This is a genomic window from Flavobacterium tistrianum (assembly GCF_003254545.1).
Lineage (GTDB): Bacteria > Bacteroidota > Bacteroidia > Flavobacteriales > Flavobacteriaceae > Flavobacterium > Flavobacterium tistrianum.
On sequence record NZ_QJRH01000071.1, the window covers coordinates 40,230 to 56,940 of the forward strand.

General features: G+C 31.9%; 17 protein-coding genes. 8 read left to right on the forward strand and 9 right to left on the reverse strand.

All coding sequences use genetic code 11. The annotated features are described in order from the left end of the window. Positions 1-6 precede the first annotated feature (6 nt). Genes DMB71_RS15205 through DMB71_RS15225 form a run of 5 tightly spaced genes read left to right on the forward strand, consistent with a single transcriptional unit; the run spans position 7 to position 3,228 of the window. Positions 7-1,038 carry a hypothetical protein gene (locus DMB71_RS15205; RefSeq protein WP_111367506.1) on the forward strand — a complete coding sequence of 344 codons (1,032 nt, stop codon included), beginning with the start codon at positions 7-9 and terminating at the stop codon, positions 1,036-1,038. Between the two features lie 9 nt (positions 1,039-1,047). Continuing rightward, entirely contained in the window at positions 1,048-1,596 is a 549-nt protein-coding gene (locus DMB71_RS15210) for a hypothetical protein (protein WP_111367508.1), read from the forward strand. Positions 1,597-1,628: 32 nt separating this feature from the next. Beyond that, on the forward strand, positions 1,629-1,922 hold the full coding sequence (locus DMB71_RS15215; protein ID WP_111367510.1) for a YciI family protein: 294 nt from the start codon (positions 1,629-1,631) through the stop codon (positions 1,920-1,922). 56 nt (positions 1,923-1,978) lie between these two features. Then, positions 1,979-2,659, forward strand: a complete 681-nt coding sequence (locus tag DMB71_RS15220; protein ID WP_111367512.1) for a DUF6058 family natural product biosynthesis protein — start codon at positions 1,979-1,981, stop codon at positions 2,657-2,659. A 14-nt stretch (positions 2,660-2,673) separates the two neighbouring features. Further along, entirely contained in the window at positions 2,674-3,228 is a 555-nt protein-coding gene (locus DMB71_RS15225) for an SMI1/KNR4 family protein (protein ID WP_111367514.1), read from the forward strand. A 56-nt stretch (positions 3,229-3,284) separates the two neighbouring features. Here the strand turns inward: DMB71_RS15225 and DMB71_RS15230 are convergent, their stop codons facing one another. The 4 genes from DMB71_RS15230 to DMB71_RS15245 form a co-directional block, all read right to left on the reverse strand. Next, on the reverse strand, positions 3,285-3,602 hold the full coding sequence (locus DMB71_RS15230) for a 2Fe-2S iron-sulfur cluster-binding family protein (protein ID WP_091490641.1): 318 nt from the start codon (positions 3,600-3,602) through the stop codon (positions 3,285-3,287). Positions 3,603-3,660: 58 nt separating this feature from the next. Then, positions 3,661-4,140, reverse strand: a complete 480-nt coding sequence (locus tag DMB71_RS15235) for a hypothetical protein (protein ID WP_111367516.1) — start codon at positions 4,138-4,140, stop codon at positions 3,661-3,663. A 215-nt stretch (positions 4,141-4,355) separates the two neighbouring features. Continuing rightward, positions 4,356-4,595 (reverse strand): NifU family protein, encoded by a 240-nt coding sequence (locus DMB71_RS15240; RefSeq protein ID WP_008466263.1) that lies wholly within the window; start codon positions 4,593-4,595, stop codon positions 4,356-4,358. An 83-nt stretch (positions 4,596-4,678) separates the two neighbouring features. Beyond that, positions 4,679-5,806 (reverse strand): Mrp/NBP35 family ATP-binding protein, encoded by a 1,128-nt coding sequence (locus DMB71_RS15245; RefSeq protein WP_111367518.1) that lies wholly within the window; start codon positions 5,804-5,806, stop codon positions 4,679-4,681. Between the two features lie 420 nt (positions 5,807-6,226). Here DMB71_RS15245 and DMB71_RS15250 point away from each other — a divergent pair, with 420 nt between their 5' ends. After that, complete coding sequence (locus tag DMB71_RS15250) at positions 6,227-7,828, forward strand: L,D-transpeptidase family protein (RefSeq protein ID WP_111367520.1); 1,602 nt, start codon at positions 6,227-6,229, stop codon at positions 7,826-7,828. A gap of 65 nt (positions 7,829-7,893) precedes the next feature. Here the strand turns inward: DMB71_RS15250 and DMB71_RS15255 are convergent, their stop codons facing one another. The 3 genes from DMB71_RS15255 to DMB71_RS15265 form a co-directional block, all read right to left on the reverse strand. After that, on the reverse strand, positions 7,894-10,320 hold the full coding sequence (locus DMB71_RS15255; RefSeq protein WP_111367522.1) for an ABC transporter permease: 2,427 nt from the start codon (positions 10,318-10,320) through the stop codon (positions 7,894-7,896). Between the two features lie 134 nt (positions 10,321-10,454). Then, a complete protein-coding gene (locus DMB71_RS15260) occupies positions 10,455-11,162 on the reverse strand; it encodes an ABC transporter ATP-binding protein (protein WP_111367524.1) in 708 nt (235 codons plus the stop codon). A 109-nt stretch (positions 11,163-11,271) separates the two neighbouring features. Continuing rightward, positions 11,272-12,522: an efflux RND transporter periplasmic adaptor subunit gene (locus DMB71_RS15265; RefSeq protein WP_111367526.1), complete on the reverse strand. Its 1,251-nt coding sequence runs from the start codon at positions 12,520-12,522 to the stop codon at positions 11,272-11,274. Between the two features lie 160 nt (positions 12,523-12,682). Here DMB71_RS15265 and DMB71_RS15270 point away from each other — a divergent pair, with 160 nt between their 5' ends. Beyond that, positions 12,683-14,032 carry a sigma-54-dependent transcriptional regulator gene (locus DMB71_RS15270; RefSeq protein ID WP_111367528.1) on the forward strand — a complete coding sequence of 450 codons (1,350 nt, stop codon included), beginning with the start codon at positions 12,683-12,685 and terminating at the stop codon, positions 14,030-14,032. A gap of 99 nt (positions 14,033-14,131) precedes the next feature. After that, positions 14,132-15,457: a sensor histidine kinase gene (locus DMB71_RS15275; RefSeq protein ID WP_111367530.1), complete on the forward strand. Its 1,326-nt coding sequence runs from the start codon at positions 14,132-14,134 to the stop codon at positions 15,455-15,457. A gap of 128 nt (positions 15,458-15,585) precedes the next feature. On the opposite strand, the gene DMB71_RS15280 is transcribed toward DMB71_RS15275, so the two are convergent. Beyond that, on the reverse strand, positions 15,586-15,912 hold the full coding sequence (locus tag DMB71_RS15280; RefSeq protein ID WP_111286436.1) for an MGMT family protein: 327 nt from the start codon (positions 15,910-15,912) through the stop codon (positions 15,586-15,588). Between the two features lie 134 nt (positions 15,913-16,046). Further along, the gene (locus tag DMB71_RS15285) at positions 16,047-16,685 is read right to left on the reverse strand and encodes a lysine transporter LysE (protein WP_111367532.1); all 639 of its coding nucleotides are present in this window, start codon (positions 16,683-16,685) and stop codon (positions 16,047-16,049) included. Positions 16,686-16,711 lie beyond the last annotated feature (26 nt).

The following is a 16,711-nucleotide window of genomic DNA, read 5'->3' on the forward strand; positions in this document are numbered from 1 at the left end:
AAGAAAATGAAAAATACGATAATAGTTTACGCTTTACTTTTTGTTCTGATTTTTCAGCTTACAAGTTGCAAAAAAGATAACTCTAAAACTCAAAATGAAACTGTCAAAGATAAAACAGAATCAAAAGCAGTTTTTGACACCATTTTTGACAGAAAAAATCCATACTATGCTTTTATAAAAAAAAATCATCCGAAAGCATTGAATGAAAATGATAAAGTATCATTTTTTAAAGAAAGTGATCTTGATTTAGATGGTCAAGATGAGGTAATTCTTGCTTTCGAAAGAGATTCTGATGCAGGACCTTTTATACAAAATCTTTTTGTCCTGAAAAATGAAAATGGAATCATTAAAGAAATCAAATTTAATTCGAATTATGAAAAATACGAATTTGATAATATTGAGTTAATATCATTAAAAGGTAAAGACAAACCTTACATCAAGTTAGAAACATTCGAAGGGCCTTCTGCAATAGGATTTGCTATTTATGAAATGGTTGATAATCAAATAAAGCAAACTTTTCTTAGTGCTTCCGTTGGTAAAAACTCTTATGAATATGATGATTCTCTAACGGATTCACAAAAAAACGGTTTTTTTGATGGATATACTCAAACTTTAATGTATGAACTATTTAATGTAGAAAATATATTCTCTTTTGAAAACAATACTTTTAAACTTAAAAAAAGAAGTTGTGTATTCGAAAATTATCCCAAAGAAGTTGAATCTGTAGTTACGCAATACATTTGCTTAAAATCATTAGGGTTTACTGATAAAGCTAGTAGCAAAAGACTAGATGAGCTTTGTTTAGATAAAAATGTAAACGAATTAGCGCTGAATACAGAAATTTGGAAATCAGCGTATTTGAAAATAATAACCGATGGAGATGATGGATTGAAGATTGACGAAATAGAAGCCGAATTTGGAGCTATTTTAACGGTAGATTTTAATGATTCAAAGAAAAATGTAAACTATCAATTAAGATTTAAGCTTATAGAAACTAATGAAAAATGGCAGATTACAAAAATTGAACTTATTAAATAAATCACATTCATGGAACTAAACTATAGCCTAACAGAAAACGATTATTTACAACAGCAACTATTTCTTGCTTCAAAAAGTAAATTAATAAAAAAACAAAGAAAAACGGCAAGAATATTAGTGCTTGTAATATTGATAATAATAGGGATTCTATTTTTAATCAATAAAAATATGTTTTTAGGCTATTATTTTGGTGGTGCGGGTGTAGTCTGCTTCTTATTTTTTCCATTTTATTTAAAAAAATATTATTATAGAATTTTTAAGAAATATGTTACTGAAAACTTTAAAAATAGAATAGGAGTTGTTTCTAAAATAGTATTCAAAGAGGATACTTTGGAAGCTTTTACAGAAGGAATGGGAAGTTCAGTAACTAATTTTTCTATGTTTGAAAATATCAGTGAGATTGAGGATTATGTTTTTATCACCTTTAAAACAAACGTAAATTTAATAATTCCAAAAGAAAAAATTGTAGATGTTGAAGAATTGCGCAGTAAACTAAAATCAATTGCTAAAAATTTGAAAATAGATTTTATTTCAGAATTAGATTGGAAGTGGCAATAATTATAAATTAATTTACTTATAAAGACAAAGCAATGTTTGTAATTTCACTAACATACAAAAAGCCAATCGAAGTAGTCGAGAGATTTATTCAAGAGCATATTCTTTTCTTGGAAAAATATTATTCAAGAAATAAGTTTATTTGTTCAGGAAGAAAGGAACCTAGAACTGGAGGGATCATTTTGGCATACAATCTTTCTAAGCTTGAGTTATTGAATTTATTGAAAGAAGATCCTTTTTATCAAAATCAAATTGCTGATTATGACATTACGGAATTTACACCTACAAAATTTGCCAAAGATTTTGAACATTTTACCGAAATAACTTAAAAATAGATTTTATTTCAAAATTAGATTGAAATTGAAAATTTTAAAAAGAATAAGATATGGATCAAAACATAAAATACATCGAAGGCAATTTCATAGAATTTGAAGAAGTCATAAAATTAGCAAATATAACTTCGGATGAATTGACTGCTTTAATTGAAAACAAGCTTGTTCCGCAGCCATCTTATGTAATTAATTCGGAAATTAGAATAAGCTCTTCTCTAAATGACAATCATATTATTAATACTGATAAAAAGTATTTTCATCCAAGAGTTTTAGAACTTATTAAAATGAATGCAAATTCAGATTCTGAAAAATTTAAAACAGAGTTTAAAGAAAATTTATTGACAAACCTGAAAAATCATGCTTACAAAACATTTGCATACGGGAATGTTTTTGATGAAAATCACAATATTAATACTGAAAAGATTGAAAATGCATTAGAAGAAGAGTGGGGCTATTTCTGCAAAGGTGTCTACGGAATTTGCACTTTAAATAATAATGAAGAAGCAATTACCAATAAAGAAATCGCAATAAAAAGAATTTTGAATTTTATAGAAAAGAAATCAACGTCATTGACAGACGACGAAAAATTAGAGTTGCAAGAACTTAATATAGAATTTAATAAATCTACAAGTTCTTTTGCGCCGTATCAAAGAGAATTTAGTAGTCGAGGAAAATATTTAGATAAGTTGTTAAAAGAGTTTTCTTTGGAGGATTCGATTAAGTCTTATGAATAATAATTTGCATAAAAATGAAAGAATTAGTTAAGAGATTAAATGATCAATTGGAAACATTGAGACCTGATTATTATCAAAATCTTAAAGAGCCATTAAGTGAGAAAGGAATAGAAATATTAGTAGAAAAATATCAAGTTCAAATTCCGAATGATTTGATAGAACTTTATAAATGGAAAAACGGTCAAGTTTATGATTGTTATGAAGCTTTTGCAAATAATTCAATGTTTATGCCTTTGGAAGATGTATTGGAATCATGGGAAGAACTAACATCAATGATTGGCTCTGATTTTGAAATAGAAAACTGGTGGAATATGAATTGGCTGCCAATTTTTGGGAATGGTGGAGGAAGCTATATCTGTTATGATTTAGGAGGATTATTTACTGGAGATAAAGGACAATTAATTGAGTTTTGGAATAGGGATAATGACAGAAATGTTATTGCGCCAAATCTTGAAACTTTTATTTCTAAGATTGTGAATTATTATGACAATACAAAGGAAGAAGATTTTGATGAATATTTTGAAATAGAAGATATTGAAGGATTTCCTAAAGAGTTTATTGTTGAGTAATCTATAAAAGTTATACAAAAAAAGCGAGAATCAATAAATTCTCGCTTTTTATATTTTTAGTATTCAGGAGCTAATTCCAGCTCTAAACCTTCTAAGTCTTCAGTAATTGGAATCTGACAACCTAAACGGCTATTAGATTTAACGTAAAAGGCTTCCGAAAGCATAGCTTCTTCATCGTCACCCATTTCTGGTAATGCAACATCATTTAGAACATAACATTGGCAAGAAGCGCACATGGCCATTCCTCCGCAGGTTCCTTCAACAGGAAGTTCGTATGCTTTGCATAACTCCATTATATTCATTGCCATATCAGTTGGAGCCTGTAATTCGTGTATAACTCCTTCTCGATCTTTAATCTTTATTAATACATCCATTTTAATTATTGGAATTTTGTGTAGAATTTGAAAAATGTGTTCAAATTCTCTATTAATTTTAACTTTTTTCTTTTAAGCTAAAAGCATATTCTTTTCGATTACCGTCTTTAAGGCGCATTTTTACACCAATAATATTACCTCCTTTTTCTAGTATTGTCACTAGAGAGATAACAGAATAATAATCCTTGTCAGACTGGAAAATTAAGGTCCCTTCATAAGTAGAGTTTAAAATTCCTTGTTTGTCTGTCTGCGCACTAAGTTTTCGCGGATGCGAAAAATCAGCTGAGCTATAAGTTGCCTTATTTGAAAACTTTGCCTTTCCGTCGCAAAGGTCATATAAGAAATCATAATTTCCGATTCTTAAAGCACCTTCTTCAGTTTTTCCATTTGTAGAAAAAATGATTTGTCCTGAATATTGGAAATCTGACCATTCTTCAGATTCATTTACCCAAGCTTTTTCAGCAAAAAGTGTTTGGCCCTGTTGTGCATTTACAGCGCTTATAAAAAATAATAAAAAAAGAGCGTAAAAGTTTCTCATAAGTTTCAGATTTAAGGGTTATGTTGACAAATTTAAGTTAAAAATGTAACAATTCCTTAACAGAAACTCTTAAAACTTTGCATTGTTTTTTATGAATGTGGCAAAAAGCGTCCTTTTTTCAGTGTTATTTTATTATTTTTTCAATTAAATAATAAAACACTTATTATTCTTGTTAAACTATAAGGGTTCAATTTTGACAAAAAAACGATGATTTGTTACATAACATTTACCACAGTTTCTATTTGTGGAGCATATTTTTTTATAGTGGTCTCAACACCTGCTTTCAGTGTCATTTGATTAACACTGCAACTAATGCAAGCTCCTTCCAAACGAACTTTTACATGTTTGTCATCTTCAATAGAAATTAATGAAATATCTCCACCGTCAGATTTTAAGAATGGTCTTATCTCATCTAAGGCCAATAAAACATTGCTTGTTATTTCTTCTGTTGTCATAATACTAATGTGTCAATTAGATAATGTGATAATTAGGTAATTTTAAAGAATTTTCTAATTATCACATTATCTCAATTATCTAATTATTTTTTCACTGCAGAACAGCCTGCCATTGTTGTAATCTTGATAGCTTCTGTTGCAGGCAGACTTTCGTTTCTGTTTACGGTTTCTTGTACAACATTTCTAGTAATTCCTTCGAACACTTTTTCTATTGGAGATGCTGTCTGCAATGCTGCTGGACGACCGTAATCTCCTGCTTCGCGAATAGATTGTACAATTGGCACTTCTCCTAAAAATGGAACGCCTAAATCTTCAGCAAGGTTTTTAGCACCTTCTTGTCCAAAGATATAATATTTATTGTCTGGCAATTCTTCTGGTGTAAAGTATGCCATATTTTCTATAATCCCTAAAACAGGAACATTGATGTTATCCTGCATAAACATCGCAACCCCTTTTTTAGCATCAGCAAGTGCCACAGCTTGTGGAGTACTTACTACAACAGCTCCAGTAATAGGAAGCGACTGCATGATAGAAAGGTGGATATCTCCAGTTCCTGGAGGTAAATCAAGAAGCATGAAATCTAATTCTCCCCAATCTGCATCAAAAATCATTTGGTTTAATGCTTTTGCAGCCATTGGACCTCTCCAGATTACGGCTTGACTTGGCGCTGTAAAAAATCCGATTGAAAGCATTTTGATTTCGTAGCTTTCAATTGGTTTCATTTTAGATTTTCCGTCAACTGTTACAGAAACAGGTTTTGCATGTTCAACGTCAAACATGATCGGCATAGATGGTCCGTAAATATCAGCATCTAAAACACCAACTTTAAAGCCCATTTTTGCAAGTGTAACAGCCAAGTTTGCAGTTACAGTAGATTTTCCTACTCCTCCTTTACCAGAAGCGACTGCAATAATATTTTTGATTCCAGGAATAGCGCGACCTTTAATTTCTGGTTTTTCTGGAGCTTCAACTTTAATGTTTACTTTTACTTTTGCATCAGGAGATATTAAATCATGAATTGTTTTTTTAATATCATCTTCTGCTTTTTTTTTGATGTGCATAGCAGGTGTATGCAATACAAGATCTACAACAGCTTCGTCTCCAAATGTAATTACATTGGTTACAGCGCCACTTTCAACCATATTTTTTCCTTCTCCAGCAATAGTAATTGTCTCTAAGGCTTTTAGAATTTCTTTTCTATCTAGTTTCATTTGTAATGGGCTATTTTTTTATTCTCCAAAAACAGTCTTATAAGATTATGTTTATTTAAACTGATTTCAGGGTGCAAAGATAACAGATTAAGTTCGGAAATTAAGCGTTTTTGGATTGTAATTATTGATATTGAGATTATTCAAAATTATTCAAAAGTATTTTTATTGAAAATTATAATCAAGAATGATTAATCAATTTAATGTTGCGCGAAAAGTTTATTCGATTTAAATGAATATTTTTTACGTAAAGTTTTCTTTCAATTAAATAAAATTCTCACAAAACTTCGTTATATTTGATTGCCCAAATCGATGATTATCAGATATGAAAAAAATATGTGAAAACTAAGGTTTTTTGAGTAATTTATTGGGTTTTCGATATTTTTTTTAAAGTTGTTTCTACCAATTTAAAACTTTAAAAATATGCGAAATTTTACTTTTTCTTTAATTCTTGTTACAGTCAGTTTTTTTGCATTTTCATTCAATTCATTTTCCAACAATGCTAAAAGCAAGGCTGATTTAACAAATCGAAAAGCTGTTGCAGTCATTACCATCGATGCAGCTTCAATTAATGCCTTTTTTAAAAAATACCCTAAGCTTAAAAAATATCAGAAAGATGTTGAGGGTATTTATAAAGCTAAAGAGTACAAATCTATTTGGTATGATGATAAAAGTATAACAGAATTTGGCTCATTATTATATCAGAAAGTAAATGTTCTGAAAGATCAGGGTATTGAAGAAAAAATGCCCTATAAAGAGCAAATTGATGAGGCTTTTAATGAGAGTGCTTCTAGCAAGCCATCACAGCTTGATACCGAATTGCTGCTGACAAGCATGTATGTATTTTATGCAAGCAATGTGTATTCTGGTGTCGATCCTGCGACATTGAAAAAAATAGGATGGTACTTGCCTGCAAAATCTATTTCGTATACTCATATTCTAGATTCTTTAATGGTGGACACAGATCGATTGGATAAAGACGATAATCTTTTATTCAGCCAATATTATAAACTGAAAGATGCGCTGAAAAAATATCGTAAAATAGAAACCGATAATCTTTGGCAGAAAATTGCGATTGACAGTGCTACTTTTAAAGATTTAAGACCAGATGATACAGCTATTGCCATAAAGCAAATTAGAAATCGATTATTTGTAGTAGGAGATTTGAAAAAAGATTCTGGAAGTGATATTTATGATGAAGAATTGATGGCAGGAGTTTTAAATTATAAGAAAAGATATAATCTAAAAATAAATTATGCTCTAACTAGAGATATTATCAATCAGATGAATGAACCTATTAGCAAGAGAATCAGAACCATTATGCTGAATATGGAAAGATGCAGATGGATTCCGACCAAATTGGCCAAAGCAGATGAATACGTTATGGTAAATATTCCTTCATTCAGGCTGTTTTATGTTAAGAATGGAAAGTATGATTTGGTTTCGGATATTTTTGTTGGTAACAGGCTAAGTGAAACTGTGATTTTTAGCGGAAATATGGATCGAATCGTTTTCAGTCCGTATTGGTATGTGCCGACAAGTATTATTCAAAACGAGCTAAAACTTCAGATTGCGAGTGACAAAAACTATCTAGAAGAGCATAATATGGAATGGAATGGAGGAAAGGTAAGGCAGAAACCAGGGCCAAAAAATTCTCTAGGATTAGTAAAATTCATGTTTCCGAATCCAAACGACATCTACATGCACGACACGCCTGCAAAAAGTTTATTCGAATTTGAAAAACGTACTTTCAGTCACGGCTGTATAAATGTGAAAGAAGCCAAACAGCTTGCACTACATATTTTGAAAGATGATCCAGACTGGCCAGCGGACAAAATTGAGAGCGCTATGAATGGTGGAAAAGAAACAACTTGTATGCTTAAACGCAAGATTCCAGTTTATATAGGTTATTTTACCTGCTGGGTTCAGGACAACGGAGAAGTTAATTTTTTCCCAGATGTATACGATCGTGACCAAAATCTAGACAAGCTGATTTATAATGATGCTGTAACGATGAAAGACTAAAAATAAAAGCCCGACGGATTTTACTGAAATCTGTCGGGCTTCTTTAAAAAAAATGGTCTACAAGCTTATTCGTATTTTAAATATTTTAAGACATCTATTTTGGTTACCTGAAACGCTTTTGTCAAAACAATTACTAAAGTTAAAATCAAAAGAGAAATCAAGGCAATTGCAAAAGGTACTGTCGAAATTCCAATTCTAAAAGCGAAATCTTCAAGCCATTTCTGTAATAATATATAAGCAGGAACAATCCCGATTGCAAACCCTATTAAACAGAAAACAATATATTGTTTCGATAATTCTTTTAAGAGGATATCTGTTTCAGCTCCTAATGTTTTTCGAATGGCGATTTCTTTCAATCTTCTCTCCATCGAAAATGATGCCAAAGCAAACAATCCGAATATTGCAATTATAATTACAACCAGATTTAGGATAAAAAACAGTTTTTTTTGTTTCACTTGCTGCTCATAAGTCCTCGCAAAACTTTTGTTAACAAATTCGTAGTCAAAAGGATAGTCTGGATTAACATTCTTCTCCCAATATAATTTCAAATTTTCTAACGTTTCTGTTAAATTATTAGGCGATACCTTTACAAGTACACTATTAAAGTTATTCCATTTTAAAGTTTTAAGATTTATAAAAACCATTGGAGGAATTTTATTTTGCAATCCAGTCAAATTAAAATCTTTTACAACCCCAACAATTTTAAATTTTAAATTGTCACCTCCATTGCTCCATCCTGAAGTTATAACCGTATTAATTGGGTCTTTCAGATTTAATGTTTTGACCAATGTTTCATTCATAAGCATACTGCTTATAGTGTCTGAAGCATATTGAGGAGATAGGTCACGCCCTTTTACGATTTTTATTTTCATCATATCTAGGAAACCAAAATCCATTTCAATATTTTTTGGCTGTACAAAAATTCCATTGTGTTTAAATCCTGAACTTGAGCCCGAATTACCTCCAAAATCTCCCGCAAATGTGGCAACATCTACAACTCCAGGGATTTTTTTAATTTCTTGTTTTGAAGCTAAATATTCATCAGTCCTTTTAAGCCTGTCTAAAGTATTGTAAGGAATTGAAATGACTTGATCGCCACTAAAGCCCAAATCTTTCTCCATCATATAGTTCACTTGAGAATTTACAATTAGCGCTCCAATGATAAAGAATGCCGCGATTCCGAACTGAAAAATAAGCATCGAATTACGAATCCAGATGCCGCTTTTACTTCTTGAGAAATTCCCTTTTAAAACCTTTAGTGTTTCAAAATTTGCAATATAAATGGCAGGGAAGATACCCGCAAAAATGATTACTAATCCAAATATTAAAATAAGCTGCAGGTAAAATTCACTGCCATTCATAGTCAGTGTTTTGTTCAAGAAATTATTGTAGTAAGGCAATGAAAGCTCCACAATTGCCAAAGCAAATAAAATAGCCAGCGTAACAATTATGGCAGTTTCAAAAATAAACTGCGCAATAATCTGGTTTTTTGAAGCACCCACGATTTTACGAACTCCAACTTCTTTGGCACGTTTTATTGCAGATGCTGTTGCCAAATTGATATAGTTTACCAATGATAAAACTAAAATCAAAATAGACAAACCGCCCATGATATAAAGCAGTTTTAAATTACCAACTCCTTCAGGATAATTTTGTCCCGCTGAACTTTTGGTTCCATATAGGCGAGACGTTTTCAATTGGTCTAAAATGACTTTTACTTCACCATTTTCTTTGACATATTGTTCAACTGTCATGCCGCTTTCTTTGGCATCTTTTATGGTTCTGTTTACAAAATAGACATTTTGCATTTTCTTTAAAACAGTAGCCACAGCTGCGTCTTTTTTAATTTTAATTAGCAAACCATAATTAAAATTTCCCCATTGATTTAAGTCGTTATCTCTCTTTATACCACTAAAAACATAAGAAGGTTCTATAGATGAAGGCCTAATAATACGATATACCGACTTCACAGTATAATCTTTATTATTGTAAGTGATAGATTTACCAATAGGATCTTCGTCTTTAAAAAGCAATTTTGCTTGTTCTTCAGAGACGGCAACACTATTTTTTTCTTTCAAAATATTGATTTTTGTTCCTTTTACAATATCAAAAGGAAAGAAATCAAAGAAATTTTCATCGCTTATCATGATATCTTTAACCATCAGTTTTTGATCCTGATATTTTACAAGATCTTCGGCATACCAAGTGTTGAAGAAACAGATTTTATCGATTTCGGGAATTGTAGCTTTACAAGTTTCCCCAAACGGAATAGAGTTAGAACCCCAAGTATCTCCAGAGCTTATTTTGTTGAGAACCATATAAGTATTCTCTTTTCCAGGATTCCATTGATCGTACGAGTGCTCATTGTTCCAATAAAGTATGGCAAAAATGACCGCTGCAATTCCGATGCTTAATCCGAGAACATTTAAAAATGAAAACAGTTTGCTTTGCTTTAAATGATATATAAATATTTTAAACCAGTTAAAAATCATTTTGATGTATATTTTTTATAGTTGATATGGTTGTTTTTTGGTAAACCTTTCGGTTTTAAATCATAGTAAATATTTTGCACACCAGTTCTACCAGAACCACAAGTGCAGTAACAATAATTTTAATCATCACTTTGTTATTTAGCGTCCATAAAAACATCAACATTACGTTGATTTAACTTTTCAGAAAATATAACTCCGTCTTTCATATGAATGGTTCTCTGCGAAAAAGAAGCGTCATAATCAGAGTGGGTAACCATCAAAATGGTAGCGCCTTTAGCATGTAAATCGGTTAAAAGTTCCATTACTTCATTACCGTTTTTACTGTCTAGGTTTCCTGTTGGCTCATCGGCCAAAATAATTTTTGGATCGTTTACCAAAGCTCTTGCAACGGCAACTCTCTGTTGCTGTCCTCCAGAAAGCTGTTGAGGGAAATGTTTCAAACGGTGCGAAATGTTTAATTTTTCGGCAATAGCCTCAATTTTCTGTTTTCTTTCAGAAGCTTTTACGTTGTTGTAAAGCAAAGGCAATTCGATATTATCGTAAACAGAAAGCTCATCGATTAAGTTGAAATTCTGAAATATGAAACCAATGTTTTCTTTTCGCACTTTTGCTCTTCCTTTTTCTTTAAGCCCGATCATTTCCTGATCTAATAATTTATAGCTTCCGCCACTAGCGCCATCAAGAAGACCAATGATGTTTAATAAAGTCGATTTCCCACAGCCCGAAGGTCCCATGATGGTTAAAAAATCTCCTTTTTTTATTTCTAAATTGATACCGCTCAAAGCAGCAGTTTCTATTTCTTCTGTTCTAAAAACTTTGGTTAAATTCTGAATTGTGATCATAATTTTTTAAGGTTTTGAAATGTTATTAAAATCGTTTTTTGATTGATGATTGATGTCTTTATAATTGTAAATTGTGAATTGTAAACTGTGACTGTGACTGAAAACTGAATTACTGCGATTGCGACTCAAGAGAAAGCTCTTCAATATCTTTATAATCGGTATAAGAAGAAGTGACTACAGATTCGCCTTCTTTTAAGCCTTCTAAAACTTCGTAGTAAGAAGGATTCTCGCGTCCTAATTTGATATTTCTTCTTACGGCTTTATTTCCGTTTACTACAAAAATCCATTTTCCGGCTGCTTCCTGATTAAAAGCGCCTCTCGGAATAACTAAAGTTTTGTTCTTTTCAGATAAAATCAATTTTACGCCAAAGCTAAGTCCATCCTGAAGCACAATATTTTCTTTCGATGCAAAAGCCAATTCTACGGTAAATCTTCCGCCTTTAACTTCTGGAATTACTTTAGTAACAATAACTTCAAGATTTTTGCCTTTAAATTCCACTTGTCCTTTTAATCCTTCTCTAAGTTTTTCCAAATAAAATTCGTCAACTTCGGCAGTCAATTTGTATCCTTTATTAGAATCAATTTTTCCGATACTTGCGCCTGCCTGAAAAGTCTTCCCTAGAACAGGTTCAAAAGAAGTCAGTCGACCTGTTTCTGGCGCTGTGATTAAAAAGTTCTTTTTGTTATTTCTAAGAATATCCAAACTCTTTTCCATAGTCTGGATCGAACGGTTTATTTGAGAAATCTGAACCTGATTGCTTTGTTTTTCTTTTTGAATGCTTTGCTGAATTGTTCTTTTACGTTCCTCCTGAAAACGAAGGCTTTCCTTAAAAGTATTCCAGTCATTTTTAGAAATCACATCTTTCTCATACAACTTTGCATTCATGTCGTACAATCTTTTTGCATCGTTGTAGTCGTGTTCAATTAAAACTAAATCTTTGTTTAAGTTTAATTCTTGATTTCTAATATTTAATTTTCCAGTATTTAAATTGTTGATTTGCTCAATAATCGCAGTTTCTTGAGTCAGGTAATTCAATTCTGTATTCGGATTGTATAAACGAGCCAGCGATTGTCCTTTGGTAACCATTGCGCCATTTTCTACAAAAATCTCTTTTACAGAACCGCCTTCGGTAACGTTTACCAGCATCACATTCAAAGGTTCTACTTTTGCTTGAAAAACTACGAAATCTTCAAAAAAGGCTTTTTCCGCTTTTTGAATTACCAATTCGTCTGCTTTTACATTTAAAGTTCTTTTGGTGTTAAAAGCGAAAACCGAGATGGTAAGCAAAACTAAAAAAACAGCAATTGCTATTGCGAGATATCTAAATTTTTTATTTTTACGAGGAATTATCGTGTCCATTTTTTTAAATATTTTACTGATAATCAATAGGTAAATACTGTGCCATAGAATTTATTATTTGTAAAGTATTGATTTTAAAGAGGCTTCAGAAAACACTTCAAAAAAGCAGTGTCCGATAATGAACAGTTGACCGTTCGGAAACGGACAGAAAAAAGACTACATGAGAAAAAAACTAGCCCAAATATTAGTTGTCGACGATCAGGAAGAAATTCTTTTTTCTGCAAAAATGATTCTTAAAAAACATTTTGAGATGATTTTTACAACCAATAGTCCCAAAAAAATCATTTCAATCTTAAGCGAAAACGACATAAATGTGGTGTTGTTGGATATGAATTATAGAATTGGTTTTGAAGACGGGCGAGAAGGAATTCATTGGCTAAAAGAAATTAAAACACTTTCTCCGCAGACTATTGTAATCTTAATGACGGCTTTTGGTAAAATTGAAACCGCTGTAGAAGGTATTAAAATTGGCGCTTTTGATTATGTTTTAAAGCCTTGGAACAACGAAAAACTTATAGAAGTTATTGATAAGGCAATTGCTGAAAGCAGAAAAAACAGTAAAAAAACAGCTGAAAAGGTAGAAAAAACCGAAAAGAAATATTTTGTCGGAACTTCAGCCAAAATAAAACAAGCTTATTCTATCGCCGAAAAAGTAGCCAGAACAGATGCCAATGTTTTGATTTTGGGCGAAAACGGAACAGGAAAATATGTTTTTGCAGAATTTATTCATCAGCATTCAGAGAGGAAAAATCAACCTTTTGTGCATGTAGATTTGGGTTCTCTAAGTGATAATCTGTTCGAAAGCGAACTTTTTGGTTATGCCAAAGGGGCTTTTACCGATGCTAAGGTTGATACTCCAGGACGTTTTGAAAATGCCTCAAACGGGACTATTTTTTTAGACGAAATCGGGAATATTCCGCTACATCTTCAAGCTAAACTGCTTCATGTTTTACAGACTAAAACTGTAACACGTTTAGGCGAAAGCAAACCAAGACCATTAAATGTTCGCGTTATTGCGGCAACAAACAGTGATATTAAAACAGAAGTAAAAAATAAAACATTCCGTGAAGATTTGCTTTACAGAATCAATACAATGGAAATAAATCTTCCTTCTTTGCGCGAAAGAAAAGATGATATTGTACCGATGGCAAACTTTATTCTGGAACAGATAGCCGAAAAATACAATCAGGAAAACTGGCGTTTTGAAGAAAATGCAGCATCTTATTTGGAAAAATATCCGTGGAAAGGAAATGTTCGAGAAATGGAAAACAAAATTGAACGCGCTTTGATTTTGGCAGAAAACAATACAATTTCTGTAATAGATTTGGATATTTTGGACTTTGAAGAAATTCAGGAAAACGATGAAAATCCATTATCAGAAATGGAAAAAGGCGCAATCGAAAAAGCACTTTTTAAGAACAACGGAAACATCAGTAAAACTGCAGAAGAATTAGGTTTGTCTCGTGCGGCTTTGTATAGAAGAATAGAGAAATACGATTTGAAGAATTAGGAAGAATAATAATTTTGCCACAGATTAAAAGGATTTTCCCAGATTTAAGATAAAAAATGCTTTTTAATCCTTTTAATCTGTGGCAAAAAAAAATAATAAATGAAGAACTGGAAATTTTATAATGCATTGTTCGTGAGAGTTCTATTTGTAATGGCGCTCTTTTTCTGCAGTGCGTTATTGTTTTATAAAGGATTTCGATTCAATGGCATTTTGGTAGGTGTTTTTGTTTTGATTTTTCTGTTCGAAATGTATTTTTTTGTCAAAAACCAATTGCTGTTTTATGACAAAACGATAAACTCGATTCTACACGACGACTTTTCAGCTCACTTTCCAGAAGAACATAAAAGAGACAATTTTAATAGTCTGTATCTTTTATATGACACTTTAAAGGTTCAGAAACAAGAGCAGACTTCAAAAGAATTAATTTATCGTTCGATTTTGAACAGTATTGATACTGCTACTTTAATCTTAGAAAAAGAAAATGATAATTGGTCTGTTTTTGTAATGAATGACTGTTTTTCAAAGCTGTTCAAAGTGCCAAAAGTAAGTCATTGGCAATATCTTAAAAACTATCTTCCGAGTTTGTGCAGTGAGATTGAAAAGGTTGGTTTTACAGAACTTAAAACAGCCATTTCTATCAAAATTGAAGATCAGGATCTTCAGACTTTTATGCTTCAGACTTCGCATACTCAAACATATAATAAAGAGTATTTTATCATTTTGCTGGATAGCATTCAGCGTGTGATCGAGAAAAAAGAAAAAGAGGCGTGGATTAATTTAATGAAGATTATTTCGCATGAATTAATGAATTCATTAACGCCAATTCGCGCGCTTTCGCAAAATTTGCTTCATATTGTGGATCAGGAAGAATTGGAAGAGGATGATTTTGAAGACATTAAAAGCAGTATTTCAACAATTATAAATAGGAGCGATCATTTGCAGTTTTTTGTAGAGAATTACCGTAAACTGGCAATGCTGCCAACGCCAAACAAACAAATGACGCCAATTAATGCTTTGTTTGAAGATTGTCTGCGTATTATGAGTCCAATTTTGAAGGATGAAAAAATCGAGTTGATAAATGAAATACATAGTTCACGTTCTATTATGATTGATAAAAATCAGATGGAACAAGTAATTATCAATTTGATTACCAATAGTATTCATGCTTTAAAAGAAAAAGAAGAAAAGAAACTGCTAATCTCAAGTTATACCGAAAACAATCGCTTTTTCATTGTGATTGCAGATAACGGAAAAGGAGTAGATGCCGAAATTAGAGATAAAGTTTTCTTGCCGTTTTTCACCACCAGAAAAGATGGCGCGGGAATTGGTTTGACGCTTTCTAAAAACATTATAGAAGCCCACGGAGGTTATCTAAGCTACCAAACCGACGAAGATAAAACGAGTTTTGTGATTTGTCTGATTTAATCTTTAGTGTTCCTGCAAGGTTTTCAAAACCTTGTAGGTATTGTTCTTTTAAATGTCTTTATAACTATTGTCAATTAAAATATTAGACCTACAAGGTTTTGAAAACCTTGCAGGAAGAGCCCTGGATTTTACGATTCGACTTCAGGTTTCCAAAAGTGCTTTTCAAAATCTACAATCTGATTGTTTACGACTTTGATTCCTTCGTTTTCTAAAAGCTGCTGCATTAAATTCGTTCCGTCAAAATGATGTTTTCCTGTTAGAAGTCCTTTTTGGTTTACGACTCTATGTGCAGGAACATCATCCATATTATGGCAAGCGTTCATTGCCCAGCCCACCATTCGTGCAGAACGAGCCGTACCTAATGCTTTCGCGATAGCGCCATAAGAAGTTACTTTTCCAAACGGAATTTGTCTGGCGATTACATAAACTCTTTCGAAAAAATTCTCTTCTGCCATGATTTTGTTTTTTTTGCCACAGATTAGAAAGATTAAAGAGATTATCTGCTTAAATCCTTAAAAATCTGCATGAAAAATATTTAGCCACAAAGTAAAAAAATCATTTTAATCTGTGAAATCTGTGGCTATAAAAATTATCCGAAATAGTAATTCAGGATATTAAAAAGTGTTGCAAGAGCAACTAATCCTGTTATGGTTCCGATGATAGTATTCATGTTTCGCATGAAGTAATCGGTTTTCTTTTCGATTTTTCCGAAGAAAGCAATGTAACTATATAAAATTGCAAAAGCCCCAAGAACTGAGCCTAATACAAAGGTTAAAATAATAGTGTTTTCGAATACAAATAGATGGTACGAAGCAAGCGTTACACTTATTACAACATAATAAGGAATAGGAAAAAAGTTTAGTCCAGAAAGCAGCATTCCGAGAAAGAAACTGCTTTTTTTGCTGGTTTTCTTTAGTTTCGTTTTTTTCTTTGCTATCGGATCTTTCGCAAAAAAGAAAAAATAAATGGTTAAGATAGAAAAAATGACAAAACCAGCTTCACGCAATAATATTACAACATCTGGACGATTGTCTATGACGCGAGCAAACAATACCGCAATGTAAGCCTGAAAAAAAATAATTAAAACCGCACCAATTACAAACGACAGAGCATTCTTTTTCCCTTCTTTCATTTTTATTTTGGCAGCCGTCATATTGAGCAATCCAGGCGGAATAGTTCCAATGGCAGCGGCAATAAAACCTGAAATTAAAGGAGTTAGGTAGGTCATTTAGTTATTAAAAACTGTTAGATAAA